This window comes from Massilia sp. Root133 (assembly GCF_001426525.1).
Classification (GTDB): domain Bacteria; phylum Pseudomonadota; class Gammaproteobacteria; order Burkholderiales; family Burkholderiaceae_D; genus Telluria; species Telluria orientalis.
This window is the reverse complement of the sequence record NZ_LMEW01000006.1, coordinates 169,249-194,069: the sequence shown is the minus strand read 5'-3', so window position 1 is coordinate 194,069 and position 24,821 is coordinate 169,249. Positions and strand designations below refer to the sequence as shown.

The following is a 24,821-nucleotide window of genomic DNA, read 5'->3' as shown; positions in this document are numbered from 1 at the left end:
GAAGAAGTCAGCGCGACGGCGCAGGCGCTGTCGCAGTCGGCGTCCGAGCAGGCGGCCGGCGTCGAGGAGACGAGCGCCTCGCTGGAACAGATGACGGCATCGATCTCGCAGAACACSGAGAACGCCCGCGTCACCGACGGCATGGCCACGCAGGCCGCGCGCGAGGCGGCGGAAGGCGGCGAAGCCGTGAAGGCGACCGTCGCCGCCATGAAGCGGATCGCGAAGCAGATCGGCATCATCGACGACATCGCCTACCAGACCAACCTGCTGGCGCTGAACGCCGCCATCGAGGCGGCCCGCGCCGGTGAACACGGCAAGGGCTTCGCCGTCGTCGCCGCCGAGGTGCGCAAGCTGGCCGAACGCAGCCAGGTCGCCGCGCAGGAAATCGGCGAAGTGGCGACGAGCAGCGTGGAGCTGGCCGAGCGCGCCGGCGGCCTGCTCGACCAGATGGTGCCGAACATCCGCAAGACCTCGGACCTCGTGCAGGANGAAGTGGCGACGAGCAGCGTGGAGCTGGCCGAGCGCGCCGGCGGCCTGCTCGACCAGATGGTGCCGAACATCCGCAAGACCTCGGACCTCGTGCAGGAGATCACGGCCGCATCGGAAGAGCAATCGGCCGGCGTCGGCCAGATCAACGCGGCGGTCGGCCAGATGAGCCAGACGACGCAGCAGAACGCATCCAGTTCCGAGGAGCTGGCCGCGACGGCCGAGGAAATGAGCTCCCAGGCCGAGCAGCTGCAGCAGGCGATGGCGTTCTTCAAGCTCGACGCAGGACACAACATCAAAGCGGCCGCCGGCAAGCCGTTCAAGACAGGTACGGTGAAGCGCCATGCCCCGAGGACGATCGGGACGCTGGCACTCGCCTCGGTCGGCGCACCGGACGAAGCCGACTTCGCACGCTTTTAAAAGTTAAGGAAATACCATGACAGTCGTAAAGAAGATGATCCTGCTCGTGCTGGCAGCGCTCATCGGTATCGTCGCCCTGGCGGCAATGGGGCGCTACCAGCTCGTCCGCGTCTACGATGCGGCCAGCTACGGCACGGTCAATTCGATTCCCAGCTTCCTCGCGCTCGACGAAGCGTTCGAACAGCTGGCCGTGTACCGCACCCGCGTGTGGCAGCATATCGCACAGACCGACGCGGACAAACTGGCCGCGATCGACCAGCAGATCGGCGAGAACCGCCGCAAGATCGACGAGGCGCTCAAGAAATACGAGTCGCTCGTTTCGGACGACAAGGACAAGGCGCTGCTCGCGGCCGACCGCGCCAGCCTCGCGGACTACGGCCGCATCGTGGACGAGGTGCTGAAACTCTCGCGCGGCGGCAAGAACACGGAAGCGCGCGACCTGATGATGGCGAACGTCGGCGCGGCGGACAAGAATTGGGAAGCGTTCGCGAACCACCGCACGTACAACGAGGCGCTGGCGAAGAACGGCGGTGAGCGTGCCGTCGCGATCCAGAACGCGGCGGAGACGATGTCGCTCGCCTTTGCCGTCGCCACGCTGGCGGCCGTCGGCCTGCTCGGTTTCTACATCACCCGCAGCCTGCTGGCCCAGCTGGGCGGCGAGCCGGCGTACGCGGGAGCCGTCATGGCCCGCATCGCGGGCGGCGACCTGAACGCCGACATTCACACGAAGCCGGGCGACGACGCCAGCATGCTGGCCGCCGTCAAGGGCATGGTCGCGAAGCTCACTCAGGTGATCGACGGCCAGCGCGCAGCGGTGGAAGCCGCGAACCGCGGGAATTTCGATGCGCGCGTCGACCTGGCGGGCCTGCAGGGCTTCCAGAAGGAGATGGGCGAAGGCCTGAACCAGCTGATGGCGACGACCGGCGCGAGCATCACCGACGTGGTGCGCGTGATGGGCGCGGTGTCGCGCGGCGACCTGTCGAACCAGATCGACAAGCCCTACCAGGGCGCGTTCGGCGAGCTGAAGGAATATACGAACAACACCGTGCACAAGCTGACGCAGGTGATCGAGGGCCAGCGCCGCGTCGTGCAGACGGCCAATCGCGGCAACTTCGACGAGCGCGTGGAACTCGCGGGCCTGCAGGGCTTCCAGAAAGAGATGGGCGAAGGCCTGAACCAGCTGGTGGCGACGACGAGCGCATCGGTCGAGGACGTGGTGCGCGTGATGGGCGCGATGTCGGAAGGCGATCTCACCAAGCGCATCGACAAGTCCTACGAGGGCGAGTTCGCCAAGCTGAAGGAATACGCGAACAACACCGTGGACAAGCTCGCGCAGGTGGTGGCCGAGGTCAACGCGGCCGCCGATTCCCTCGCCAGCGCGTCCGAGCAGGTGAGCGCGACGGCCCAGTCGCTGTCGCAGGCATCGGGCGAACAGGCGGCGGGCGTCGAGGAGACCAGCGCGTCGATCGAGCAGATGACGGCATCGATCGCGCAGAACACCGAGAACGCGAAAGTCACCGACGGCATGGCGACCAAGGCTGCGCACGAAGCGACCGAAGGCGGCGCCGCCGTGAAGGAAACCGTGGCCGCGATGAACCAGATCGCCAAGAAGATCGGCATCATCGACGACATCGCCTACCAGACCAACCTGCTGGCGCTGAACGCGGCCATCGAGGCCGCCCGTGCCGGCGAACACGGCAAGGGCTTCGCCGTCGTCGCCGCCGAGGTGCGCAAGCTGGCCGAACGCAGCCAGGTCGCGGCACAGGAGATCGGCGAAGTGGCGACCAACAGCGTGGAGCTGGCGGAACGCGCCGGCACCCTGCTCGACCAGATGGTGCCGAACATCCGCAAGACGTCGGACCTCGTGCAGGAAATCACGGCCGCGTCGGAAGAGCAGTCGGCCGGCGTCGGCCAGATCAACGCGGCGGTGGGCCAGCTGTCCCAGACGACGCAGCAGAACGCATCCAGTTCCGAGGAGCTGGCGGCGACGGCCGAGGAAATGAGTTCCCAGGCCGAGCAGCTGCAGCAGACGATGGGCTTCTTCCGCCTCGCGGCCGGCGCCGCGGGCCAGGCCGCCCCGACGCGCCCGGCGCCCCGCGCAAAGCGTTCCCCGCTGCGCCTGGCCGGTGCCGCGGCGCCGCTGGCCGCGCCCGACGAAGCCAACTTCACCAACTTCTGACCCGCGGTGACCGAATGAATCACACGAACCAAGCAGCCAACGCGGCGGCCGCCGGCCAGTCCGCCCAATACCTCACCTTCATGCTGGGCGGCGAAGCCTTCGGCATCGGCATCATGGCCGTCAAGGAGATCATCGAGTTCTCCGGCCTCACGGAAGTACCGATGATGCCGGACGCGATCCGCGGCGTGATCAACCTGCGCGGCGCCGTCGTGCCCGTGATGGACCTCGCGGCCCGCTTCGGCCGGCCGCAATCCGTGGCGGGCAAGCGCACGTGCATCGTCATCGTCGAACTGGAACACGACGGCGAGCGCCAGCTGACGGGCGTCGTCGTCGATGCCGTCAGCGCCGTGCTGGACATTCCGGCCGCCGACATCGAGCCCGCGCCGTCGTTCGGCACGCGCATCCGCGGCGACTTCATTGCCGGCATGGGCAAGGTGAACGGCAAGTTCGTCATCCTGCTGAACGTGCAGCAGGTGCTCGCGCTGGACGGCTTGCCCGACCTGGCCGGCGCCGCCCCCCTCGCCGCCTGACCATGCAGCATTGCTCGATCAGCCAGGGCGAGTTCGCGCGCTTCCAGCGCTTCATCTTCGACATCGCCGGCATCTCGATGTCCGATTCGAAGAAGGCCCTCGTCAGCGGCCGCCTCGCCAAACGCCTGCAGCACTTCGGCCTGCCGTCGTACGACGCCTATTTCCGGCTGCTGACGGACGGCGCGCACAAGGACGAGGTGCAGCTGGCCGTCGACCTGCTGACGACGAACGAGACCTATTTCTTCCGCGAGGCGCGCCATTTCGAGCTGCTGCGCGAAGCGGCCGAGACGGCGCGCCCGTCCCTCCGTGCGAATGCGCCGTTCCGCGTGTGGAGCGCGGCCTGCTCGTCCGGCGAGGAACCGTACAGCATCGCGATGGTGCTGGCCGACGTGCTGGGATCGGCGCCGTGGGAAGTCGTGGCCTCCGACATCAGCACGCGCGTGCTGGAGCGCGCCCGCACCGGCCACTATCCGATGGAACGCGCAACCCACGTGCCGCAGGACTACCTGCGCCGCTACTGCCTGAAGGGCATCCGCGACCAGCAGGGCACGCTGCTCGTGGAACGCGGCCTGCGCGAGCGCGTGCAGTTCCGCCAGGTGAACCTGAACACGGCGCTGCCCGGCGACCTGGGCACCTACGACCTCGTCTTCCTGCGCAACGTGATGATCTATTTTAACGGCGACACCAAGCGCCAGGTCGTCACGCGCATCATGCAGCGCATCAAACCGGGCGGCCATTTGTTCATCGGCCACTCGGAGAGCCTGCAGGAGATGGGCGACGTGCTCCGTTCCGTGATCCCTTCCGTCTACCGTCTACCGTAATCCGGCATGAAAACAATCGATGTGATGGTGGTCGACGACTCGGCCGTCGTGCGCAAGGTCGTCGGCGCGGTGCTGGAATCCGCGCCCGGCATCCGCCTGCTGCACGCCGTGGCCGACCCGCTGCTCGCCATCGAGCGCATGAAGCAGGCCTGGCCCGACGTGATCCTGCTGGACGTGGAGATGCCGCGCATGGACGGCATCACGTTCCTTCGCAAGATCATGGCGGAGCGGCCCACGCCCGTCGTCATCTGCTCGACGCTGACGGAAAAAGGCGCGGAGACGACGATGGCCGCGCTGGCCGCGGGCGCCGTGTCCATCATCACGAAACCCAAGCTGGGCCTGAAGGACTTCCTCAGCGAGAGCGCGGACGAACTGATCGCCGCCGTGCGCGCGGCGAGCCACGCGAACGTGCGCAGGCTCGCGGCACGCGCCGCGCCCGCGCCCGTCGCCGCGAAGCTGACCGCGGACGCCGTGCTGGCGGCCGCGCCCGAGACGCGCGCCCTGCTGCGCACGACCGAGCGCGTCGTCGCCATCGGCACCTCCACGGGCGGCACGCTGGCATTGGAAGAAGTGCTGACGGCGCTGCCCCGCGTCACGCCCGGCATCGTCATCGTGCAGCACATGCCGGAAAAATTCACGGCCGCCTTCGCCGACCGCCTGAACGGCCTGTGCCAGATCGAGGTGCGCGAGGCGCGCCACGGCGACCGCGTGCTGCCGGGCCGCGCGCTGATCGCGCCGGGCGGCAAGCACATGCTGTTGCGGCGCGACGGCGCCAACTACCACGTGGACGTCATCGACGGCCCGCTCGTGAATCGCCATCGCCCGTCCGTCGACGTGCTGTTCCGCTCCGTCGCCAGGCACGCGGGCGCGAACGCGCTGGGCATCATCATGACGGGCATGGGCGACGACGGCGCGGCCGGCCTGCTCGAGATGCGCAAGGCGGGCGCGCGCACCGTCGCGCAGGACGAGGACAGCTGCGTCGTCTACGGCATGCCGAAGGAAGCCGTGAAACGGGGCGGCGTCGAGAAATCCGTGCCGTTGAAAGCGATCGACCGCGAGATCCTGCAGCAGCTCGGGGTGCGCTGATCGCGTATCATCTGCCTGAACAGCCGATCCAGAAGCTGATGCCAGGAGAACGAGATGAAAACAGGAATGTGTATCGCCGCGCTCGCCGCCTGCCTGACGGCCTCCTTGAGCGCGTGCGGCGGTGGCGGCGGCAGCGCCGGCACGGGGAATACCCCGCTGACGCCGCCCGTGTCCAGCAACGGCAACCTCGACGCGTACGTCGGCACGTGGGCGTCCGCGTGCGCGTCGCACGCGGTCGACACGGCCGTCGTCGCGCGCGCGGCCGGATCGGGCAATGCGCTCACGATCGCCGTCACGACGACTTACTACGCCAACACGGCCTGCACGGGCGACGTCATCGCCACGCAGGTGTGGAGCGCCCCCACGACGGCGACGTACGTGGGCACCGTCGCATCGACCATCATGCCGGGGTCCGTGTCCGCGTCCATCGACAAGGTGACGGCGCAGCAGCCGCAACGCAGCGTCACGTTGACGGGCACCTTCGTCAGCCGCAAGATCGTCGACGGCCAGCCCAACTGGTGCATCGATTACGCGGGCGGTTCCGTGTGCGTGCCCGACCGGATCTACGCGGCCGAACCGGCGCCGTTCGACGGGCTGGCCATCGTGGGCGGCGAGCTGGTCGAGGTCAAGTCGAACGGCGTCAACTACGACGCCGTCGAGCGCTTCACGAAACGCTGACGGGCAGCGCGGCCAGCCCGCGCAGGCCGGCGATGCCGTTCCAGCGCGGGGCCGCGTCAAGCATGCGGAGCGTCGGCCAGCGGCGCAGCACGGCGCGCAGCACGACGTCGGCCTCCAGCAGCGACAGCCCGGCGCCGATGCAGACGTGCGGCCCGCTGCCGAACGACAGGTGGCTGCCGGCGCGGCGCGTGATGTCGAACGTGTCCGGATCGGCGAAGCGCTCCGGATCGCGGTTCGCGGCGCCGATCAGCGCGATCACGAGGTCGCCGCGCCCGAGCGTCGTGCCGTGCAGCGTGAGTTCCGTGGCGACGCGCCGGCCGGTGTACTGCACGGGACTGTCGTAGCGCAGCAGTTCGCGGATGGCCAGGGTCATGCCGTCTTCGTCCGCGCGCAGCCGCGCCCACGCGTCCGGGTGCGTGAGCAGCGTGTACAGGCCGTTGCCGAGCAGGTTGCGCGTCGTCTCGTGGCCGGCGAACAGCAGCATCGCGCATTGCGCCAGCAACTCGCCGTCCGCGCGCAGTTCGCCCGCGGCCTCGGCCTGCAGCAGGCGGCTGACGAGATCCGTGCCGGGGGACGCCCGGCGCGCGGGCAGCAGCGCGTCGAAATAGCGCACCATCTGCAGCAGGCTGCGCTGGGCCGCGCGCAGCTGGTCGGCCGTGGGCTGCAGCGCGCCGATGAAGGCGGCCAGGTCGTCCGACCACGCCATGAAGCGCGCCTCGTCCTCGCGGTCTATCCCCAGCATCAGGCCGATGACGCGCGACGGCAGCGGCCGCGCGACTTCGGCGATGAAGTCGAAGCCCGCGTGCGCGTCGAGGCCGTCCAGCAGTTCGTCGGTGAGCCGCTCGACGTCGGCCCGCAAGGTGCGGATCAGGGTCGGATGAAAACCGGCCGCCATCGCCTTGCGCACGCGCTGGTGGTCGGCGCCGTCCAGGAACACCATCGCGCTGCCGAACAGGCGCTGGAACAGGTCGAGGCCCGCCTGGGCGCGCCGTCCCGACAGGCTCGCGTCGACGCCGGGGATGCGCTTGACCCAGCCGCCCGTGCGCTGCGACGAAAAGCGCGGATCGCGCAGCGCCAGCTCGATGTCCGCGTGGCGCGTCAGCACCCACGCGCCCTGGAACACGTCGTCGCGCCACAGCACCGGGCCCGCCGCGCGCAGGCGGCGATAGGTGGGATACGGATCGTGCAGGAAGGCGGCGTCGAATGGCGCCGCGTCGGGCGCGTCGGGCGCGAAATCTCTCATGCGATTCATTGGATGATGGTCTGCCGGGCCAGCACTTTACCATCTTTTTACCGCGTCACTCCCCGCCGTAGATCTTGCTGTCGTGCCGATCGACCTCCCGCGCACCAGATGATGAAGTGCCCGTCCTGTCGTGCGTACGCTGCGACAAATGTCCCTCGTGCGACAGATGTACCGCCATGCCTGGGCCGTCGCGCTGGGGCGCACGGGCGTGCCGCCGCTGGCGATGGCCTGGCTTGTAATTTGCTATCTCCTGTCATGCCGCCTCGCGGCATGACAACCACCACCATCAGGAGACAGCATGAACTTCAAACGCACACTCGCCGGCATCGGCCTCGCCCTCGCCCTGCCCTTCAGCGCCCACGCCGCCATGCCCGGCATGGAAGGCGCCCACCATGTGGGGCTCACGGTGCCGAACATGGACGACGCCGTCCGCTTCTTCGTCGACGTCATCGGCTGCGAGGAATCCATCAAGCTCGGTTCGTTCAAGTTCGCCGACGACTGGATGAACGTGCACCTGAACGTCAACCCGCGCGCCGAGATCAAGCGCTTCCAGATGGTCCGCTGCGGCCATGGCACGAACCTGGAGATCTTCGAATACTCGGCGCCGAACCAGGGCAGGACGCCGCCCCGCAACAGCGACGTCGGCGGCCATCACCTCGCGTTCTACGTCGACGACATGGACAAGGCCGTCGCCTACCTGAAATCGAAAGGCGTGCGCACGCTGGGCGCACCCAGCACGTTCACGGAAGGTCCGGCGGCCGGCCTGACGTGGATGTACTTCCTCGCACCGTGGGGCCTGCAGCTGGAAATCGTCAGCACGCCGAAGGGCATGGCCTACGAGAAGACGGCCAGGCGCGCCCTGTGGGATCCGCGCTCCCCGGCCAAATGAAGACGGCGACGATGGCGGTGCTGGCCGCGAAATGCGTCGCGATCTGCGCCACGATCCTCGTCGCGGTGTGCCTGCCCGGCAGCGCGTGGGCGCATTTCGACGGCCGGGTCAGCGTGCGGGTCGTGCATTTCACGTACGACGCGGCGGGCATGACCGCGTACTACCGCGTGTCGCTCGCGCCACTGGGACCGGCGCCGTACGTCGTCGCGAGGAAGGAAAGCGGCCAGTGGTTTCATTACGTGGACACGGCCGCCGTCGATCCGCTGGCGGCCGCGCGGGTGCTCGCCGCCGCGCACACGGTGTCCGTCGATGGCCGCGCGGTCGCCCCGAACGTGCTGGCGGCCGCCCTGCACGTGAAGGGCAGCGTACCGCCGTTCGCCACGCCCGCGCAAGCGCGCGCGGCGCCAGCGACGCCCACGCCGCTGCCGGCGGCGATGCCGGACATCGGCGACGTCGTGCTGGACGCCGCCATCGCGTATCCCGGCGTGCGTCCCGCGGCGTTCCGCTTCGCCGGCACGCTCGCGCCGGGCAAGCTGTCGGACGCGCCGCTGAACACGATCCTGCTGTCGCACCGCGCCGGCGCGACGGACCAGTACCGCATGGATGGCGCGGCCATCGACGTCAACCCTTCCTGGTGGCTGTCGGCCTGGCAGTTCATCCGCGCGGGCGCCGCCCATATCCTCGAAGGAGCGGACCACCTGCTGCTGGTCGTGTGCCTCGTCGCGGGCGACATGCGCCTGCGCGCGATCGCCCTGCGCATCACCGCGTTCAGCGCGGGCCATGCGTGCGCCATCGCGGCCAGCTTCTACGGCCTGCTGCCCGACCGGCCGTGGCTGATCCCCGGCGTGGAACTGCTGATCGCGCTGTCCGTGCTCGGCACCGCGCTGCTGATGGCGGGCCGCCGCGAACGCGGGGGCGCGCCGGCACTGGTCTTCGTCGTGGGCCTCGTGCACGGCTGCGGCCTCGCCGTAGGGCTGCGCGAACTCCTGTCCGACACGGGCCCGAACGTCGTCGCGTCGCTCGTGTCGTTCAACGTGGGCGTGGAAGCGGGCCAGCTGCTGGTCGGCGCCACCGTGTGGCTGCTGCTGGCGGGCGCGCGGCGCGTGGCGCCCGGCCGCGACGACAGCGTGCGCCGGTGCGTCGCGCTGGGCGTCGCGGTGGTGTCGCTGGCCTGGGTGATGGAACGGACGGGACCCGTCTGGGATGCGCTCCAGACGGGCTTTGCGTGACGGCTAGCGCTGGTTCGGCGGGACGATGCCGTACTTCTTCATGTAGCGGTACACGGTGGCGCGCGCCAGGTTGAGCTCTTCCGACACCTTGGTCACGCTCCACTTGTGGCGCACGAGCGCGTCGAGCAGCGGCGCGGCCTCGCAGTCCTCGCCGCCGGACGCAATTGCGGGGACTGCAGGCGCGGCCGGCAGGACGGAAAACTGCTCGGTCAATTCCTGCGGCAGGTCGGCCGCCGTGATCGTCCGGCCGTCGGACACCGCCAGCGCGAAGCGCAGCACGTTGCGCAGCTGGCGGATGTTTCCCGGCCACGCGAAGCACAGCATGGCGTGCATGGCGTCCAGCGACAGGTGCGCATCCATGCCGAGCAATTCCGCCTCCTCGGCCAGGACTTTTTCGATCAGGTAGCGCTTGTCCGCGCGGTCGCGCAGCGCCGGCAGATGGAGCGTCGCGCCGCACAGGCGGTAATATAAATCTTCGCGGAAGCTGCCGGCGCCGATCAGGTTGCGCAGGTCGCGGTGCGATGCCGCGATCACGGTCAGGTCCACCGGGACGGGCTTGTCCGCGCCGAGCGGCAGGACTTCCTGTTCCGACAGCACGCGCAGCAACCGGGTCTGCAGGTGCAGCGGCATGTCGCCGATCTCGTCGAGGAACAGGGTGCCGCCGTCGGACTGCAGGATCAGGCCCTTCATGCCTTTCGCGCGGCCGCCCGTGAACGCGCCGGCCGTGTAGCCGAACAATTCGCTTTCGATCAGCGACTCGGGAATCGCGCCGCAGTTCACGGCGACGAACGGCTTGTGGGCGCGTTCGCTCGACCGGTGCAGCGCCTTGGCGATGACTTCCTTGCCGGTGCCCGTCTCGCCGTGGATCAGGATGTTCAGCTTGCGGTTCAGCAGGCGCTTGGCCTGGTCCAGCAGGCGCCGCATCGTGTTGTCGTCGCCGGCCAGGCAATCCAGTTCCGGATGGTGGGCGGGCGCGGCGCTGTCCGCCGCCTCGACGACGACGCTGCCGCGGGCGGCCGGACGCGGCCGCGGCGCCTTCACGCTCGCGTAGAACATCTGGTTCGAGCCGCGCGTGACGATCGAGCGCTCGCCCATCGTGCCGGCGCGCGCGAGCCGCAGCAGGTCGTCCGGCGCGAGGTCGAACAGCGCCGTGAGCGGCTGCCCGACGACGTCGCCGGCCGCGCGGCCGAACAGCCGGCGCGCGCCCGTGTTGGCGCCGACCACGACGCCGTCGTCGTCATAGGCCAGCATGATCTCGCCGCTCACCTCGACGAGCGCCCACGCCGTGCCGAGGCGCAGGATCCAGCGGTCCTGGAAATGGCGCAGGAAGTTCGCGTCCTCGATCATTTCCGCATACATCATCGTCAGGTGCAGCGCGAGGTGCTGGCTTTCCTTGTACGTCGGCGACGTCAGCGCGGACAGGTCGAGCACCGCGAGGAACTTGCCCTCGGGGTCGAACAGCGGCGCCGCGGAACAGGTCAGCGGGATGTGGGTGGGATCGAAATGGTCGTCCCGGTGGCACGTCAGCGCCGTCTGCTCGGCCACGCAGGTGCCCACGCCGCAGGTGCCGGCCGACCGCTCGCTCCATTCGGCGCCCAGGTACAGGCCCGCTTTCTTGAGGTCCGGCGCGCGCGCGTCGTTGCCGATGTAGTCGACGGTGACGCCCTGCGCATCCGTCAGCAGCAGCACGTAGCCGAGGCCGGACACGCGCTTGTACATCTGCTCCATGCCCACGCGGGCCACCTGCATGAATTCCTCGATCTGCTCCTGGTGCGCGCGCAGCGTGGCAGACGTCACGATGTGCGGCGCCTTCGGGCGCGCCGGATCGAGCCCGTAGTCGTTCACGCAGCGGCGCCACGAGTTGTGGATCAACTCGTTGGCGCCGTTCGCGGCGGTACCGTGCATGGCCACCGACATCACGTTGTCGATGTGCCGGCTTTGTGTCTGGTTCGTCATCGTCGTCTCCTGCAGCGCCGGCAACTCGTCGTTTGCCGGTCGTGTACTTACGGTTTATGGTACTCCATTTATGAACTGAAAAGTCATCCCATGTGTTCGGGTGCGGCGCGGAACGGCTGCAGTTCGTCCAGCGGATCGCTGGCGCCGAACAGCCAGCCGCGGTCCAGGTCCGCCGCCGCATGCTGCACGTCCGCGTGGTAGCTCGACCGCACGAGCGGGCCCACGGCCGCATGCGCGAAGCCCAGCGCCTCCGCGGCGTCGCGCAGGCGCGCGAACGCGTCCGGCGTGACGTAGCGGCGCACGGACAGGTGCGCGCCGGATGGCGCCAGGTACTGCCCGATCGTCACCATGTCCACGCCGTGCGCGCGCAGGTCGTGCAGCACGTCCTCGACTTCGTCGTCGGTCTCGCCCAGGCCCACCATCAGGCCCGACTTGGTCTTTACGTCCGGATGGCGCTCCTTGAACCGTTCCAGCAACGCCAGCGAATGCGCATAGTCGGCACCGGGCCGCACGGGCCCGTACAGGCGCGGCACGGTCTCGATGTTGTGGTTCAGGACATCGGGCGGCGCCGCCTCCAGCGCTTCGAGCGCGGCGTCCAGGCGCCCGCGGAAGTCCGGCACCAGCACTTCGATGCGGGTCGCCGGCGCCGCGGCGCGCACCGCGCGGATGCAGGCGGCAAAGTGGCCGGCGCCGCCGTCGCGCAGGTCGTCGCGGTCGACGGACGTGATCACGACGTAGCGCAGGCCGAGCGCCGCCACCGTGCGCGCGAGCCGGTCCGGTTCCGCGGCATCGAGCGGATCGGGCCGGCCGTGGCCCACGTCGCAGAACGGGCAGCGGCGCGTGCACTTGTCGCCCATGATCATGAACGTGGCCGTGCCCTTGCCGAAGCATTCGCCGATGTTCGGACAGCTCGCCTCCTCGCACACCGTCGTCAGCGCGTTCGCGCGCAGGATGGCCTTGATCTCGAAAAACCGCGAGGACGGCGCCGGCCCCCGCGTGCGGATCCAGTCCGGTTTCGGCAAGCGCTCGGCCGGCACGATCTTGATGGGAATGCGGCTCGTCTTGGCCGCGCCCAGCTGTTTGGAGGTCGGCTTCATCTCTGCTCCTACACCGCGCCGCGTGCCAGCTCGCCCGCGATGTGCTCGGCCTGGCGGATCGCCAGCGCGACGATGGTCAACGTGGGATTCGCGGCGGAACTCGACGCGAACTGGCTGCCGTCCGAGATGTACAGGTTCTTGACGTCGTGGGTGCGGCCCCATTTGTCGACGACGCCGTCGCGCGCATGCTCGCTCATGCGGTTCGTGCCGAGGTTGTGGCTGGCCGGGTACGCGGGCATGTCGATCACGCGCGTGGCGCCCACCGCTTCGGACAGCTTGCGGAACTGGACCAGGCCGTGCGCCGCGATCGCGTTGTCGTTCTTGTGGTATGTCTTGGACACGATCGGGATCGGCAGGCCGTACTGGTCCTTCTCGGTCGGGTGCAGGGTGATGCCGTTCTGTTCGCGCGCCATGTCTTCGCCGCAGACCCAGATCGCCGTCATGTGGTCGTACATGTCCAGCGCCGACGTCACGTCCCGGCCCCAGCCGCCCGGCTTCATGAAGGCCGCCGTGTACGGCAGGCCCAGGGCGAGGCCTTCGAGATAGTAGCCGCCGTTGAAGCCGCGCTGCGTGTTCAGCGCCACCTCGTCGGCGACGACGGCGCCGATGTCGAAGCCGCGGTTCATGTACACGGGCTTCTTGTGGATCGCCACGGCGGCGGCCGTCGAATGATTCATGTAGTTGCGGCCCACCTGGCCGGACGAATTCGCGAGGCCGTTCGGGAACATCGACGACGCGGAGTTCAGCAGCAGGCGCGGCGACTCGATGGAATTGCCGGCGACGGCGACGAGGCGCGCCTTCTGCAGCACGTGGCGGCCCTGGCTGTCCGCGTACAGCACGCCGTTCACCTTGCCCGTCTTGTCGTGCTGGATCTGCAGCACCATGCTTTCCGGGCGCAGTTCGACACGGCCCGTGTCCAGCGCCTTCGGCACTTCCGTGTACAGGGTCGACCATTTCGCGCCGACCTTGCAGCCCTGCATGCAGAAGCCGATCTGCTGGCAACCGGGACGCCCGTCGTAAGGCTGCGAATTCGATGCGACGGGGCGGATGATCTTGTTGTAGCCGATCTTGCGCGCGCCGGCCGCCACCACCTTGGTCTGGTTCGATTCCGGCATCGGCGGCAGGCCGCTCGCGCGCGTGCCGGCCACGCCCATCTTCTTTTCCGCCAGTTCGTAGTACGGCTCCAGCTCCGCCAGCGAGATGGGCCAGTCGAGGATGTTGGCGCCGTCGACCTTGCCGTAGATCGTGCGCGTCCTGAAATCGTGCTCCTGGAAGCGCAGCGCGACGCCCGACCAGTGCACGGTCGACCCGCCCACCGCCTTGACGATCCATGCCGGCAGGTTCGGGTAGGTCTTCGTGTGGTGCCAGCCGCCGGCCGATATCCGCTTGTCGAGCCACGAGATCTTGTTGAACATGGCCCACTCGTCGTTCTCGAAATCCGCCTGCGTGAAATGCTTGCCCGCTTCGAGGATCACGATCTTGTCCACGCCCCGCTGGGCCAGTTCGTTGGCCAGCGTCGCGCCGCCCGCGCCCGAGCCGATGATGACGATGGCGTCGTCGTCGCCCAGTTCGATTTTCTTGCTCATTGCCGTCTCCTGTCTTTTGTTATGGTGTGGGCGTTTACAGCCAGTCGATGTCGTTGAAACCGCGGTTGATGTAGCCGCCCTGCTCCCACGACGATCCCTCGTAGCCGAGCAGCGGCCACACGGACTTGTTGTCGTACAGGCTCGTCACCATCTCGCCGCGCACCTTCTGGAAGAACGGCGACGGCTCGATCGCCTTCAGCAGGCTGACGCGCTCCGGCTCGCGCTTGACGGCCGCATAGGGTTTGCCGAAGCGCCTCATCGCGGCCTTGTCCAGGTCGCGCACGCCGTCGCGGAACAGGGCCGCCTGCTTCGGATCCTTCGCGGCCGCGCGCTCGAACGGCTGGATCGCCTCGACGTAGTAGCGGTCCGCCAGTTTGTCGTGCGGGAAGACGTCGCGCGCCATGCGCAGCAAGGTCTGTGCCGTGGCCGCGCCCAGCGTGGGAAAGTCCTGCGCCAGGTGTTTGTCGCTGGAGGCGGCCAGCGCGGCCGGGCCTGCGGCCGCCGCGCCGAGGGCCATGGCGCCGCCGCGCAGGAAGCCGCGGCGCGTGACGGTGACGACCTTCGGCAGCACGCGCATGCCCGTGCATGCGTTCGATGCTTGATCTTTCATGTGAACCTCTTTCAATGAGACAGGGTGGGAAAATGGACCGGTGCGGCGCCGGGCGGCCGTGGGGGAAACGCGTCGGACGCGGCGCCCAGCACGTCGGTGAGCATGTGGTGCAGGCGCTCGGCCAGGACCTCCGCCAGCACGGGGGCGCCGAGCTGCTGGGCGAACGACGTGGTGCAGTCGTCCAGCAGCGCCGCATCGGCCGCTTCCTGCCCGAGCGCGCCGCACAGCAGCGACCAGTCGGGCGGCGCGATCAGCGTCCCCGACGTCATCAGGACGCCCGTGCGGCGCCGCAGCTGGGCCAGGCCGACGATCTTGCGCGTGCCGACGACGACCTCCCACGGCGACAGCCCGCCGTAGCAGGCCCACTTCAGGCGCGCGTCGCCCGGCCGCAGCCGCACTTCCTCGGGCGGGATCGCATAGGCGGGAATGCCGGCGTCGCGCAACAGGCCCGCGTGCAGCGCGCCCAGCCAGCGGTAGCTGGAGAGCGTGCTGCGGCCGAGCAGCGGATGGTCGGGCGGCAGCACGACGGACGCGCTGACCATCCACGGCCCCGTCAGCACGGCGCCGCCGCCCGAGCCGCGCTGCACCACGGAGCCGGCCAGCGCGTGGCCGGCCACGAGCCGCTCGCGCAGCGCCGCCTGCGAGCAGCCCAGCACGACGCCGGGCACCCGGTAGGTCCACAGGCGCACGCGCGGCTCGGTGACGGGTTCGCGCAGCTGGGCCGCGTTCCACGCCTGTTCCTCGTACGAGGTCACCGTGTCGATGAAGACCATCCGGGCATCCATTACAACTCCTTCGCGGCTTCCAGCCGCCGTTTCAGGTCCGTCAGGAACAGCGCGGCCGGGAAGCCGTCGACGGCACGGTGGTCGAACACGAGGTGCAGGCCCATCATCGGCGCGATCGCGACCTCGTTCCCGCGCGCCACCGGCCGGGCCGCGACGCGCGTCACGCCGAGGATGGCCACCTGCGGGCTGTTGATGATCGGCGTGAAGCTGTCGATGGCGGTATTGCCCAGGTTCGTCACGGTGAACGTGCCGCGCTGGTAGCTGCCGGCCGACAGCGTACCGGCACGCGCGCCTTCCGCCAGCGTGCGCGCCTCGCGCCCCAGCTCGGCCGCGCTCTTGCGGTCGGCGTTGCGCAAGACCGGCACCATCAGGCCGTCGTCCAGGCTGACGGCCAGGCCCAGGTTCACGTCGCCCAGCAGCTCGATGTCCTTCTCGCGCATGCGGGCATTCAGGCGCGGGTGCTCGCGCAGGCACAGCGCGACGGCGCGCAGCACGTAGGCGGTCAGGCTGACCCGCTCGTCCTCCGGCGCGGCCGCCCGGAGGGCCTGCAGCGCGGTCACGTCCACCTCGACCGACTGCGCGACGCGCGGCACGCGCCAGCCCTGCTCCATGTTGCGTGCGATGGCCCCGCGCATCCCCGTCAGCGGCACCGTCGCGGGTACGGTCACGGCATCCATGGCCTACCCCTCGATCCGCGCCAGCACGGTGTGGCGGCCGAACGTGTCGCCGGCGGCGACCTCGATGGCGGCCAGGCGGCCGGCGGCGGGGGCCGTCACCTCGTGCGTCGTCTTGACCAGTTCCGCGACGACGAGCGTCTGGCCCGCCGTCACCTGCTGGCCCACTTCGACCTGCCAGTCCTGCAGCAGGGCTTCCGTGCCCTCTTCCACATCGTCCCAGACGCCGCCGTCCAGTTTCACGTCGTTCATGCTTGTGCTCCTTGTTGAAGTTGATGAATGGGTTGCGCGCGCATCAGGCCGCGCACGGCGTCGGCGATGGCGTCCACCTGCGGGATGACGGCCTGTTCGAGCGGCCGGCTGAACGGGATCGGCACGTCGGGCACCGCGAGGCGTTTTACCGGCGCGCGCAGCTGGATGGTGTCGAGATGCTCGGCGACGAGCGCGGCGATCTCGCCGGACAGGCCGAAACTCAGGTAGTCCTCGTCCGCGATCAGCACGCGGCCCGTCTTGGCGACCGAGGCCAGCACGCCGGCGCGGTCGAGCGGGACGATCGTGCGCAGGTCCAGCACCTCGACGGAGATGCCTTCTTGCGCCAGCTGCTCGGCCGCGATGGCCGCCTTCTGCACCATCTGGCTCAGGGTGACGATGGTGACGTCGCTGCCCTCGCGCACGATGCGCGATTCTCCGAACGGGATCGCATAGGCTTCCTCGGGCACGGCGTTCGTGCTGCCCTCGAAGTAGGACATCCACGACAGGCCCATGATCCCCTTGTGGTAGCAGAACACGACCGGGTTGTCGTCGCGGATCGCCTGGGCCATGAGGCCTTTCGCGTCGTACGCATTGGACGGCACGACCACCTTCAGGCCCGGCATGTGGGCGAAGCTCGCGTACAGGCATTGCGAGTGCTGGGCCGCGTCGTTGTAGCCGCCGCCGATGCCCGTCGTGATCACTACCGGCAGCTTCAGTGCGCCGCCGGACATGTACGAATTCTTCGCCATGTGGTTGTAGATCTGGTCGAAGCAGACGCCGAAGAAGTCGACGAACATCAGTTCCGCGATGGGACGCAGGCCTTCCGCCGCGGCGCCCACGGCCGCGCCCATGAATGCCGTTTCCGAGATCGGCGTCTCCATGATGCGCTCGGGGCCGAAGCGGTCGAGCAGGCCCGTGGTGGCGGAAAAGATGCCGCCGTACTTGCCGATGTCCTCGCCCATCACGAACACGGACGGATCGCGTTCCATTTCCTGGCCGATGGCTTCGGCGATGGCCTGCGCCATCGTCAGCGTGCGTACGCCGGTTTTAATTGTGCTTTGCATGTGGGTCTCCTTGTCTCATTCGGCGAATACGTGTTTCAGGGCGTCCTGCGGCGCCGGGTACGGGCTGTTGCGGCCGAAGGCAAACGCGGTTTCCACGCGGCCGGCGATGCGCTGGCGCAGCGCCTGGTCCTGCGCGTCGTCGATCAGCCCTTCCGCACGCAGGCGCGCACCGAGCCGCCCGATCGGATCGTCCTGGCGCAGCGCGGCGCTTTCGCCTTTCGGGCGGTAGGTCTCGGGGTCGCCCTGGAAGTGGCCGAAGTAGCGGTCGGTCTTGACTTCGATGAGGGTCGGGCCTTCGCCGCGGCGCGCGCGGGCGATGGCGGCACCGGCGGCCGCGTACACCTCGACGGCGTCGTTGCGCTCGACGAGGACGCCGGGCATGCCGTAGGCGGCCCCGCGCACGGCGTTCGACGCGACCGACGTCGACACGGATTTCTCCACCGAGATGCCGTACTTGTTGTCTTCGCAGACGAAGACGACGGGCAGCTTCCACACGGCGGCCAGGTTCAGCGCTTCGTGGAATGCGCCCTGGTTGGCGGCGCCTTCGCCGAAGAACGCGATGGCGACCCAGTCCTTGCCCAGCTTGCGCGCGGCGAGCGCGGCGCCGCAGGCCTGCGGTGCGCTGGCGCCCACGATGCCGCTGCAGGAAAACTTGGTCGGCACGTGGAACAGGTGCATGTGGCCGCCCTTGCCGCGGCCCAGCCCCGTGTCCTTGCCAAACATCTCGGCCGTCATCGCGTCGAGCGGCACGCCCTTGGCGATGGCGAAATGGTGCGAGCGGTGCGCGCCGACGACGCTGTCGTCATTGCCCAGGTGCGCGCACACGCCGACGGCGACCGGCTCCTGGCCGGCGGCGAGGTGCATCTCGCCCGGCACGGGGCCGGCGCCGATGTCGAACGCGAGGCCCTTCTGGATCTTCGGGGGCAGCTTGCCCTCGAGGTAAACCTTCGCCATCGTTTCTTCGTACTCGCGGATCTCGATCATCTTCTCGTACATCCAGAGCAGGTGTTCCCGTGTCGGCTGCATGTTGCTGTCTCCTTGTCTGTGGGTTGGTGCATGCACCTACCCCTTCAGCAAATTCGATGCCATGCCCGTTTCCCCCGTCGCGACGGGCAAAAACGCCTGTTTCGGCCGCCCGGACGCGCCATCTGTCGCAGGCGTGGGCCGCCCGGCTGCGACATCTGTTTCAGCGCGGACGGCCGCGCGCAGCCCTGCGAGAGTGAGCCGCGTGGTGGCACCGTTTTTGCAGATGCGACCAGCGCAGTACCTACAACAATCAATGGAGACGACATGAAAGAGACACACAAGACGCGCAAGCTGCTTGCGCTGCTGGCCTGCGCGGCCGCGGGTTCCACCCACGCGGCCGTGGAATTCGAGACGCCGGGCGGCTGGAAGCTCGGCACGGACGGCTGGATCATCGTGCAGGCGCACCGCCAGAACGGCGACGACGCGGGTACGACGGGCTTTCGCATGACGTCGGGCACGACGCCGAGCCTGTTCGCGTTCACCGTCACCTCGCCCGCCATCGACGGGATCACGTACAGCAGCCGCGTGGGCCTGTACATCAATTCGCAGTCGGGCGAAGGCAACTTCCGCAACGCGGGCAACGTCGGCAACACGGGCAGCAAGTCGCTGGACCCGCGCGAGATGTGGGCGAAGGCGTCCGCGTCCTGGGGCGAGATCGTGATCGGCAAGTCCTACGGCATCTACCAGGCGGAACCCGTACTGGCCGATGCTTCCGTGCTGGCGGGCGGCCTGACGGGCTACGACGTCGTCAACACGACGAATGCGCTGGCCGCGACGTTCAACGCCGGCTACATGTACACCAACTTCAACGCGGGCCTGCGCTACAACTCGCCGAAAACCGTGCCGCTGTCGTTCTCGGTGGCGCTGTACGACCCGAGCCAGATCCGCAACACGTTCACGGGCGCCGGCGCCGACCAGACGAATTCGCCGCGCGTGGAAGGCGGCGTGTACTACAACGACCAGCTGGGTAGCGCGAAGTTCAAGCTGTACGGCGACTTCACATGGCAGACGGCGCGCCACTGCACCGTCGCGGGCGGCGGCGCCTGCGTGCAGGACGACGTGCACACGCGCGGCATCTCGGCCGGCACGACGGTCGACGTGGGCCCGCTGAACTTCCACCTGTCCGGCTTCAAGGCGGACGGCCTCGGGTCCGTGCTGATGCAGGACGTCGACGCGCTGGACGCGGCCGGGCGCGAACGCCGCAGCCGCGGCGGCTTCGCCCAGCTCGTGTGGCATGCGACGGATGCGCTGTCGCTGCGTGCGAGCTACGGCCGCACGCGCATCGACGACACGGCGAGCACGCCGGGCCACCTCGCGCAATCGCGCATCGGCGGCGCCTATTACGCGGTGAACCCGCACGTGACCGTGTACGCCGAACTCGCGCGCTCGACGTTCTCGCTGAACCCCGTGTTCGGCCGGCCGACCAACACCCGCTACGCGACCCTCGGCGGCCGCTTCGTGTGGTAATCCATCCAACGCATTCCGAGGAATCCAACATGCATCCGACCACCCGTTCCAACACGGCGGCCGCCGTCGCCGCCTTCCTGCTCGCCCTCTCCCTCGCGCAGCCGGCGGCCGCGCACGACGACGAGGACGCCGCCAACTGGACGCAATACCACCGCACGTCGAACGCCTGGCGCTATTCGCCGCTGGACCAGATCACGACGCGCAACGTCAAGCAGCTGAAACCCGTGTGGATCCACCAGCCGGGCGACATCACGTCCGGCCTCGTCTCCACGCCGCTCGTCAAGGACGGCGTGCTGTACTACGTGGGCCCCAACAACAACGTGTTCGCGCTGGACGGCGCCACCGGCAAGCCGCTGTGGCATTACCAGCCGAAGCTGGCTGCCGTCGCGTCCGAAAGTTTCTATGCATCGCTGGGCCGCAGCCTGACGATGGGCCACGGCCGCATCTACCTCGGCACGCTGGACGGCCGCTTTGTCGCCATCGACGACAAGACCGGCAAGGAAGTGTGGTCCACGCAGCTGACGGACCTGAAGAAATGCTTCGGTTGCCTGTTCTCGTCCTCGCCGGTGCTGGCGGGCGACGTCCTGATCGGCGGCACGACGGGCGGCGACCAGGCGCAGCGCGGCAAGATCTACGCGGTGAACGCCCTCACGGGCGCGAAGATGTGGACCTTCGACACGATCCGCGACGATCCGGCCAGCTGGCCCGGCGACACGGGCGAAGTCGCGGGCGGCGGCGCGTGGATGCCGGGCACGTACGACGCCGCGTCGGACACGTTCTTCATCGGCACGAGCAACGCGGCGCCGGACTTCTACGGCGACGGCCGCAAGGGCGACAACCTGTACACGGCGAGCCTGCTGGCGCTCGATCCGAAGACGGGCAAGCTGAAATGGCATCGCCAGGAAATCCCGCACGACACGTTCGACTACGACTCCACGTACGAAGCCCTGCTGCTCAAGAAGGACGGCAAGGACGTCGTCGTCCACCTGAACAAGAGCGGCTTCGTGTTCGTGATGGACAAGGCGGACGGCAAGCTGGAAAACGTGTGGCCCCTGAGCCAGACCTACAACTTCGTCAAGACGATCGATCCGAAGACCGGGGAACTGATCGGCCGGCGCGAGATGCCGGTCGGGAAGGAGACCCTGCTGTGCCCCTACCTGCTCGGCACACGCAGCTACAACGCGGGCGCGTACAACCCGAAGACGAAGCTCTGGTACACGAACGCGATGGAAGTCTGCCAGAACGTCATCCCGGCGAAGCAGGAGACGTCCGGCATGGGCATCGCGAGCCTGTACCTCGGCGTCGACAAGCTCGAAGCCGTGCCGCCGCCGGACCGTCCCGCCGAAGGCCGCCTCGATGCGCGCGACCCGCTCACGGGCAAGCTGAAATGGAGCGTCAAGTACCCCGTCCCGGGCCTGGGCAGCGTGCTGACGACGGGCGGCGGCCTCGTGTTCAACGGCGACCCGCAAGGCTTCGTGCACGCGTATGACGCCGACACGGGCGCGGAGCTGTGGAAGTTCCAGACCGGCTCCGGCATCCGCGGCGGCATCGTCAGCTATGCGGTGAACGGCAAGCAGTACATCGCCGTGCCGAGCGGCTGGGGTTCGCTGGCGCCCGGCTTCATGGCCTCCGCCTTCCCGGCCGTGAAGCAGCTGACGGGCGGCGCGGCGATGGTCGTGTTCGCGCTCGACTGATCCTCAACGCGGGCGCCGCGCGCGCCCGCTTTCACCATCAACGACAATCAAGGAGACACTCATGTTCAAACCCATCGCCTGCGCCCTCGCGGTCCAGCTGCTGTGCGCATCCGCCGCCATGGCCGTCGCGCCGACCATTTCCGGCCCCGCCAAGCCCGACCAGGCCATGATCGAGGCGGGCGCGAAGCGCTTCAACCAGAGCTGCGTCTACTGCCACGGCAATGCCGGGTCGGGCGGCAAGGCGGCCCCGCTGCAGGGCCGCGACGACCTGACCAAGGAATACGTCATGGAGACGATCGCGAACGGCAAGCAGCGCGGCGCCTTCAACATGCCGGCGTGGAAAGGCGCGTTCAACGAGCAGCAGATCCAGGAGCTCACCGCGTACATCCTGTCGCTGAAGAACGCCGGCGCGGCGAAATAGGAGGCCGCCATGGCGCGTCTTCGGAAGCATGGCCTGGTCGCCCTGGCTTGCGTGGCAGCCACCGCACAGGCGCGTACGCTGCCCGAGATGGCGGTGTCGAACGAGTTCGTGATCTGCGCGGCGCCGGACGACATGCCGTTCTCGCGACGCGACGGCACGCCCGCCGGGCTGTACGTCGACCTGGGCCGGCTCGTCGCGTCCGACCTCGGTCTTGCGCTCGGCATACGCTGGATCCCGCGCCGCGAGCTCGCCCGCCGCGTGGGCTGCGATGCGATCATGGGCGCGGCCGTCGTCAGGGCGGAGGACCGCCCGACGTCGTGGCGCAACGTGCTGACGGTGCCGTGGATGCGGGCCGGCGCGGTCGTAGTGGACACGGGGCGCGGTCCCGCCGCCACGCTGGACACGCTGCGCGCGGGCCACGTCGCCGTGCCGAGCGGCTCGTGGGCGCACCGCTGGCTCGATGCGCACGGCGTGCCCGTGTGGGTGCGGTTCCGGACCGATCCCGAGATCATCGGCGCCGTGGTGCGGGGCGACGCGGACGCCGGCGTCGTGTCGGACGTGGCGGCCGGCTGGTATCGGCAGCAAGCCGGCGCGGCCAACCTGCGCGTGCTGGACACGCTGCTCGATCCGGCCGAATTCGCCTTCGACGTGGCGATCGACCTGCTCGACACGGACGCCGCCACGCTGGCCCGCGTGAACGGCATCGTGCGCGCGCGCCTGGCCGACGGCGCCATCGCGGCGATCGGCCTGCGCTACGGCGTCTACCGGCCGCCGGCCGCCGGCCGGGCAGCGCTAGGTCACGACTCGGCGTCCGCGCGCGCGGCCTGCACGCGCTTGCACGCGGGCTCCTTGGGGCCCGCCGCGGCGCACACCCGTGCGCGGCACTGCTCTTCGCCGGCCGCGTTGTAGCGGCGGCACGACGCCAGCTGTTCCGCCGGCGTCGCCTTGCCCCGCTTCGGTTCCATATGGCCGATCAGGGCCGCCAGCAGCACGACGTCGCTGTCCTGCTCGCGCACCGCGCCCGGCTTCGCCTTCGTCTTCTTGTCCTTCGCGGCCTCGCGCGCCCGCTCCTGGGCTTTCGCATGCGCAGCCTTCGCATGCGCTTCCTTGCGTTCGGCCTTCTCCGCCTTCGCGGACTTCTCCGGCTTGGCCGCACGTTCCTTGTGCGGCGCGGCCGGCGCCATGTCGGCCAGCGGATTGGTCATGGGCTCGACCGGCGCCGCCGGCTCGTCGTGCAGCACGGCGGCCGCCGGTGCCGGTGCGGGCGCCGGCAGCGCGACCGGTGTGACGGGCGGCGTGGCCGGTGCGGCCGCGACCTGGACCGGCGCCGCGGCAGGCACGGACCGTTCGTCGCCCCCGCCGAACAGGAACAACGCGCCGCACACGGCGACCACGCCAGCGGCCACGCCGCCCCAGGCCAGCGCACGCGAACGGGGCCGCGGCCCGGGTGCCGCCGCTGCCTGCCCGGGCATGCCGTCCAGCGAACTGAGGATGCCCTGCCGCTCCTGAACCGGCTGCTCTTCGGGCGAGAGCAGGCTGGGCCGGCCGCCACGGACCGGGCGATCGCCTTGATGTTGCAAATCAGCTCCTTAAAAAAGTTTGCATTACTTTACAAGAATCAAGACAATTGTGCCTCTATTTTGCTTTTAATCGTGCGCGATTAACACAATTGGTGAGTTTTTGCGTTTTTTCAATCGTGCGCGGGGTTGTCGCTTACCGGATTTATACTTTCGGGAAATATTTCTTCGACAACAATGTGAACAGCTTCCGGAGAGAGCGGTGTGGGTGTTGGCAGTTACGGCGTATTTCGTGTTGGCGTGCGCGATCAGCTGGATGGTGCTGTTTCCGTCCGGCCGCGAGTTCGTGCTGAACGCGCTGGCGGGGGCCGGGCTGCGGCTCGGCCGGCGTGCGGGCGCGCTCGCGCAGCAGCGCCTGCGCGACGCGGATGCGCTGGCCGCGAACGGCCGCGCTGCGGCGGACAGCCTGGCCGGCTTCGTGCGGCGCCACTGGATCGCCTGCGCGTGCGGCGCGGCGCTCGTCTGCCTGCCGCCGCTGGCCGCCCTGCTGCTCGCGGAACGGCCCATGCTGAACGGCTACGAGTCGCCGGAGCGCCCCATGAACACGCAGGTGGCCGACCTGCTGCAGGGCGAGCAGCTGGTGCCGCCGCCCCCGCTGCCGCCGCTCGCGTTCACGACGGCCGAAGTGGCGCAGGAACGGCCGCTGCTCGCATCTGCGAGCCGCGACTGGGCCATGCTGAACGCCGACTACACGCAGCGCCTGCTGACCGTCTTCCGGATCATGAAGGAGCGTCATGGCTACGAGATGGCGATCCTGGAGGGCTATCGCAGTCCCGCGCGCCAGGACGCGCTGGCCGCGCTGGGACCGGGCGTCACGAACGCGCGCTCGTGGCAAAGCTGGCACCAGTACGGCCTCGCCGCCGATTGCGCGTTCGTCCGCGACGGCAAGCTCGTGATCTCGGAAAAGGATCCATGGGCGATGCGCGGCTACCAGTTGTACGGCCAGGTGGCCGAATCGGTCGGCCTCACGTGGGGCGGACGCTGGAAAATGATGGACTTCGGGCATACGGAACTGCGCCTGCCCGGGGTCATGAAGCATTAATCACACTCT

At 69.0% G+C, this 24,821-nt stretch carries 24 protein-coding genes and 2 pseudogenes; 15 read left to right on the top strand and 11 right to left on the bottom strand.

Annotation, left to right across the window (positions count from 1 at the left end; genetic code table 11):
* From ASD28_RS32690 to ASD28_RS07445, 7 genes and pseudogenes are all read left to right on the top strand, one after another.
* Positions 1-488 (top strand): annotated as a pseudogene (locus tag ASD28_RS32690) (methyl-accepting chemotaxis protein); the annotation flags it as partial.
* Between the two features lies 1 nt (position 489).
* A pseudogene (locus tag ASD28_RS32685) lies at positions 490-906 on the top strand (methyl-accepting chemotaxis protein); the annotation flags it as partial.
* A 16-nt stretch (positions 907-922) separates the two neighbouring features.
* Positions 923-3,085, top strand: coding sequence for a methyl-accepting chemotaxis protein (locus ASD28_RS07465; RefSeq protein WP_056125918.1), 2,163 nt, complete (start codon positions 923-925; stop codon positions 3,083-3,085).
* 14 nt (positions 3,086-3,099) lie between these two features.
* Complete coding sequence (locus ASD28_RS07460) at positions 3,100-3,615, top strand: chemotaxis protein CheW (RefSeq protein ID WP_056125916.1); 516 nt, start codon at positions 3,100-3,102, stop codon at positions 3,613-3,615.
* Positions 3,616-3,617: 2 nt separating this feature from the next.
* Complete coding sequence (locus ASD28_RS07455) at positions 3,618-4,436, top strand: protein-glutamate O-methyltransferase CheR (protein ID WP_056125913.1); 819 nt, start codon at positions 3,618-3,620, stop codon at positions 4,434-4,436.
* Positions 4,437-4,442: 6 nt separating this feature from the next.
* Complete coding sequence (locus tag ASD28_RS07450) at positions 4,443-5,522, top strand: chemotaxis response regulator protein-glutamate methylesterase (protein WP_056125911.1); 1,080 nt, start codon at positions 4,443-4,445, stop codon at positions 5,520-5,522.
* 54 nt (positions 5,523-5,576) lie between these two features.
* The gene (locus tag ASD28_RS07445) at positions 5,577-6,200 is read left to right on the top strand and encodes a hypothetical protein (RefSeq protein ID WP_156403760.1); all 624 of its coding nucleotides are present in this window, start codon (positions 5,577-5,579) and stop codon (positions 6,198-6,200) included.
* Here the strand turns inward: ASD28_RS07445 and ASD28_RS07440 are convergent.
* Complete coding sequence (locus ASD28_RS07440) at positions 6,187-7,443, bottom strand: cytochrome P450 (RefSeq protein ID WP_229412100.1); 1,257 nt, start codon at positions 7,441-7,443, stop codon at positions 6,187-6,189. The two genes, ASD28_RS07445 and ASD28_RS07440, sit on opposite strands and share 14 nt — an antisense overlap.
* A 148-nt stretch (positions 7,444-7,591) precedes the next feature.
* On the opposite strand from ASD28_RS07440, the gene ASD28_RS33075 reads away from it, so the two are divergent.
* From ASD28_RS33075 to ASD28_RS07430, 3 genes are read left to right on the top strand one after another with little or no spacing between them, the layout of a single operon-like run.
* Complete coding sequence (locus ASD28_RS33075) at positions 7,592-7,717, top strand: hypothetical protein (protein ID WP_267873803.1); 126 nt, start codon at positions 7,592-7,594, stop codon at positions 7,715-7,717.
* A gap of 24 nt (positions 7,718-7,741) precedes the next feature.
* The gene (locus ASD28_RS07435; protein ID WP_056125906.1) at positions 7,742-8,332 is read left to right on the top strand and encodes a VOC family protein; all 591 of its coding nucleotides are present in this window, start codon (positions 7,742-7,744) and stop codon (positions 8,330-8,332) included.
* Entirely contained in the window at positions 8,305-9,561 is a 1,257-nt protein-coding gene (locus tag ASD28_RS07430) for a HupE/UreJ family protein (protein ID WP_156403761.1), read from the top strand. The genes ASD28_RS07435 and ASD28_RS07430 overlap by 28 nt, the downstream gene beginning before the upstream one ends.
* A 3-nt stretch (positions 9,562-9,564) precedes the next feature.
* On the opposite strand, the gene ASD28_RS07425 is transcribed toward ASD28_RS07430, so the two are convergent.
* The 9 genes from ASD28_RS07425 to ASD28_RS07385 all read right to left on the bottom strand — a co-directional run bounded on the left by ASD28_RS07425 (position 9,565) and on the right by ASD28_RS07385 (position 18,611).
* On the bottom strand, positions 9,565-11,517 hold the full coding sequence (locus tag ASD28_RS07425; RefSeq protein WP_056125947.1) for a sigma-54-dependent Fis family transcriptional regulator: 1,953 nt from the start codon (positions 11,515-11,517) through the stop codon (positions 9,565-9,567).
* A gap of 83 nt (positions 11,518-11,600) precedes the next feature.
* The gene (gene lipA / locus ASD28_RS07420; protein ID WP_082577239.1) at positions 11,601-12,614 is read right to left on the bottom strand and encodes a lipoyl synthase; all 1,014 of its coding nucleotides are present in this window, start codon (positions 12,612-12,614) and stop codon (positions 11,601-11,603) included.
* Between the two features lie 8 nt (positions 12,615-12,622).
* Positions 12,623-14,200 (bottom strand): GMC family oxidoreductase, encoded by a 1,578-nt coding sequence (locus ASD28_RS07415; protein ID WP_056125901.1) that lies wholly within the window; start codon positions 14,198-14,200, stop codon positions 12,623-12,625.
* A gap of 34 nt (positions 14,201-14,234) precedes the next feature.
* Positions 14,235-14,810 carry a gluconate 2-dehydrogenase subunit 3 family protein gene (locus tag ASD28_RS07410; protein WP_200948803.1) on the bottom strand — a complete coding sequence of 192 codons (576 nt, stop codon included), beginning with the start codon at positions 14,808-14,810 and terminating at the stop codon, positions 14,235-14,237.
* A gap of 11 nt (positions 14,811-14,821) precedes the next feature.
* Positions 14,822-15,595 carry a hypothetical protein gene (locus tag ASD28_RS07405; RefSeq protein ID WP_056125899.1) on the bottom strand — a complete coding sequence of 258 codons (774 nt, stop codon included), beginning with the start codon at positions 15,593-15,595 and terminating at the stop codon, positions 14,822-14,824.
* Entirely contained in the window at positions 15,595-16,272 is a 678-nt protein-coding gene (locus ASD28_RS07400; protein ID WP_056125897.1) for a dihydrolipoamide acetyltransferase family protein, read from the bottom strand. Before ASD28_RS07400 ends, ASD28_RS07405 begins: the two co-directional genes overlap by 1 nt.
* Positions 16,273-16,275: 3 nt before the next feature.
* Positions 16,276-16,521, bottom strand: coding sequence for an acetyl-CoA carboxylase biotin carboxyl carrier protein subunit (locus ASD28_RS07395; RefSeq protein ID WP_056125895.1), 246 nt, complete (start codon positions 16,519-16,521; stop codon positions 16,276-16,278).
* Positions 16,518-17,585 (bottom strand): alpha-ketoacid dehydrogenase subunit beta, encoded by a 1,068-nt coding sequence (locus ASD28_RS07390; protein WP_056125893.1) that lies wholly within the window; start codon positions 17,583-17,585, stop codon positions 16,518-16,520. Before ASD28_RS07390 ends, ASD28_RS07395 begins: the two co-directional genes overlap by 4 nt.
* A gap of 15 nt (positions 17,586-17,600) precedes the next feature.
* Positions 17,601-18,611: a thiamine pyrophosphate-dependent dehydrogenase E1 component subunit alpha gene (locus ASD28_RS07385; protein WP_056125891.1), complete on the bottom strand. Its 1,011-nt coding sequence runs from the start codon at positions 18,609-18,611 to the stop codon at positions 17,601-17,603.
* A 264-nt stretch (positions 18,612-18,875) separates the two neighbouring features.
* Here ASD28_RS07385 and ASD28_RS07380 point away from each other — a divergent pair, with 264 nt between their 5' ends.
* The 4 genes from ASD28_RS07380 to ASD28_RS07365 all read left to right on the top strand — a co-directional run bounded on the left by ASD28_RS07380 (position 18,876) and on the right by ASD28_RS07365 (position 23,102).
* Entirely contained in the window at positions 18,876-20,078 is a 1,203-nt protein-coding gene (locus tag ASD28_RS07380) for a hypothetical protein (RefSeq protein ID WP_056125887.1), read from the top strand.
* Positions 20,079-20,107: 29 nt separating this feature from the next.
* The gene (locus ASD28_RS07375) at positions 20,108-21,772 is read left to right on the top strand and encodes a PQQ-binding-like beta-propeller repeat protein (RefSeq protein WP_056125885.1); all 1,665 of its coding nucleotides are present in this window, start codon (positions 20,108-20,110) and stop codon (positions 21,770-21,772) included.
* 61 nt (positions 21,773-21,833) lie between these two features.
* The gene (locus tag ASD28_RS07370; RefSeq protein ID WP_056125883.1) at positions 21,834-22,193 is read left to right on the top strand and encodes a cytochrome c; all 360 of its coding nucleotides are present in this window, start codon (positions 21,834-21,836) and stop codon (positions 22,191-22,193) included.
* Between the two features lie 9 nt (positions 22,194-22,202).
* Positions 22,203-23,102, top strand: a complete 900-nt coding sequence (locus tag ASD28_RS07365; RefSeq protein ID WP_056125882.1) for an ABC transporter substrate-binding protein — start codon at positions 22,203-22,205, stop codon at positions 23,100-23,102.
* On the opposite strand, the gene ASD28_RS07360 is transcribed toward ASD28_RS07365, so the two are convergent.
* A complete protein-coding gene (locus tag ASD28_RS07360; RefSeq protein ID WP_056125879.1) occupies positions 22,991-23,773 on the bottom strand; it encodes a hypothetical protein in 783 nt (260 codons plus the stop codon). The two genes, ASD28_RS07365 and ASD28_RS07360, sit on opposite strands and share 112 nt — an antisense overlap.
* A 199-nt stretch (positions 23,774-23,972) precedes the next feature.
* Between ASD28_RS07360 and ASD28_RS07355 the strand changes: the two genes are divergently transcribed.
* Complete coding sequence (locus ASD28_RS07355) at positions 23,973-24,812, top strand: M15 family metallopeptidase (RefSeq protein WP_056125877.1); 840 nt, start codon at positions 23,973-23,975, stop codon at positions 24,810-24,812.
* The last annotated feature ends 9 nt before the right edge of the window (positions 24,813-24,821 follow it).

Excerpts from the sequence above, each read along its gene's own strand:
- ASD28_RS07415 (WP_056125901.1), bottom strand. The coding sequence starts at position 14,200 with ATGAGCAAGAAAATCGAACTGGGCGACGACGACGCCATCGTCATCATC.
- ASD28_RS07435 (WP_056125906.1), top strand. The coding sequence starts at position 7,742 with ATGAACTTCAAACGCACACTCGCCGGCATCGGCCTCGCCCTCGCCCTG.
- ASD28_RS07370 (WP_056125883.1), top strand. The coding sequence starts at position 21,834 with ATGTTCAAACCCATCGCCTGCGCCCTCGCGGTCCAGCTGCTGTGCGCA.
- ASD28_RS07395 (WP_056125895.1), bottom strand. The coding sequence starts at position 16,521 with ATGAACGACGTGAAACTGGACGGCGGCGTCTGGGACGATGTGGAAGAG.
- ASD28_RS07425 (WP_056125947.1), bottom strand. The coding sequence starts at position 11,517 with ATGACGAACCAGACACAAAGCCGGCACATCGACAACGTGATGTCGGTG.
- ASD28_RS07375 (WP_056125885.1), top strand. The coding sequence starts at position 20,108 with ATGCATCCGACCACCCGTTCCAACACGGCGGCCGCCGTCGCCGCCTTC.
- ASD28_RS07460 (WP_056125916.1), top strand. The coding sequence starts at position 3,100 with ATGAATCACACGAACCAAGCAGCCAACGCGGCGGCCGCCGGCCAGTCC.
- ASD28_RS07440 (WP_229412100.1), bottom strand. The coding sequence starts at position 7,443 with ATGAGAGATTTCGCGCCCGACGCGCCCGACGCGGCGCCATTCGACGCC.
- ASD28_RS07385 (WP_056125891.1), bottom strand. The coding sequence starts at position 18,611 with ATGCAGCCGACACGGGAACACCTGCTCTGGATGTACGAGAAGATGATC.
- ASD28_RS33075 (WP_267873803.1), top strand. The coding sequence starts at position 7,592 with ATGTCCCTCGTGCGACAGATGTACCGCCATGCCTGGGCCGTCGCGCTG.
- lipA (WP_082577239.1), bottom strand. The coding sequence starts at position 12,614 with ATGAAGCCGACCTCCAAACAGCTGGGCGCGGCCAAGACGAGCCGCATT.
- ASD28_RS07365 (WP_056125882.1), top strand. The coding sequence starts at position 22,203 with ATGGCGCGTCTTCGGAAGCATGGCCTGGTCGCCCTGGCTTGCGTGGCA.
- ASD28_RS07390 (WP_056125893.1), bottom strand. The coding sequence starts at position 17,585 with ATGCAAAGCACAATTAAAACCGGCGTACGCACGCTGACGATGGCGCAG.
- ASD28_RS07445 (WP_156403760.1), top strand. The coding sequence starts at position 5,577 with ATGAAAACAGGAATGTGTATCGCCGCGCTCGCCGCCTGCCTGACGGCC.
- ASD28_RS07450 (WP_056125911.1), top strand. The coding sequence starts at position 4,443 with ATGAAAACAATCGATGTGATGGTGGTCGACGACTCGGCCGTCGTGCGC.
- ASD28_RS07410 (WP_200948803.1), bottom strand. The coding sequence starts at position 14,810 with ATGAAAGATCAAGCATCGAACGCATGCACGGGCATGCGCGTGCTGCCG.
- ASD28_RS07380 (WP_056125887.1), top strand. The coding sequence starts at position 18,876 with ATGAAAGAGACACACAAGACGCGCAAGCTGCTTGCGCTGCTGGCCTGC.
- ASD28_RS07455 (WP_056125913.1), top strand. The coding sequence starts at position 3,618 with ATGCAGCATTGCTCGATCAGCCAGGGCGAGTTCGCGCGCTTCCAGCGC.
- ASD28_RS07465 (WP_056125918.1), top strand. The coding sequence starts at position 923 with ATGACAGTCGTAAAGAAGATGATCCTGCTCGTGCTGGCAGCGCTCATC.
- ASD28_RS07400 (WP_056125897.1), bottom strand. The coding sequence starts at position 16,272 with ATGGATGCCGTGACCGTACCCGCGACGGTGCCGCTGACGGGGATGCGC.
- ASD28_RS07405 (WP_056125899.1), bottom strand. The coding sequence starts at position 15,595 with ATGGATGCCCGGATGGTCTTCATCGACACGGTGACCTCGTACGAGGAA.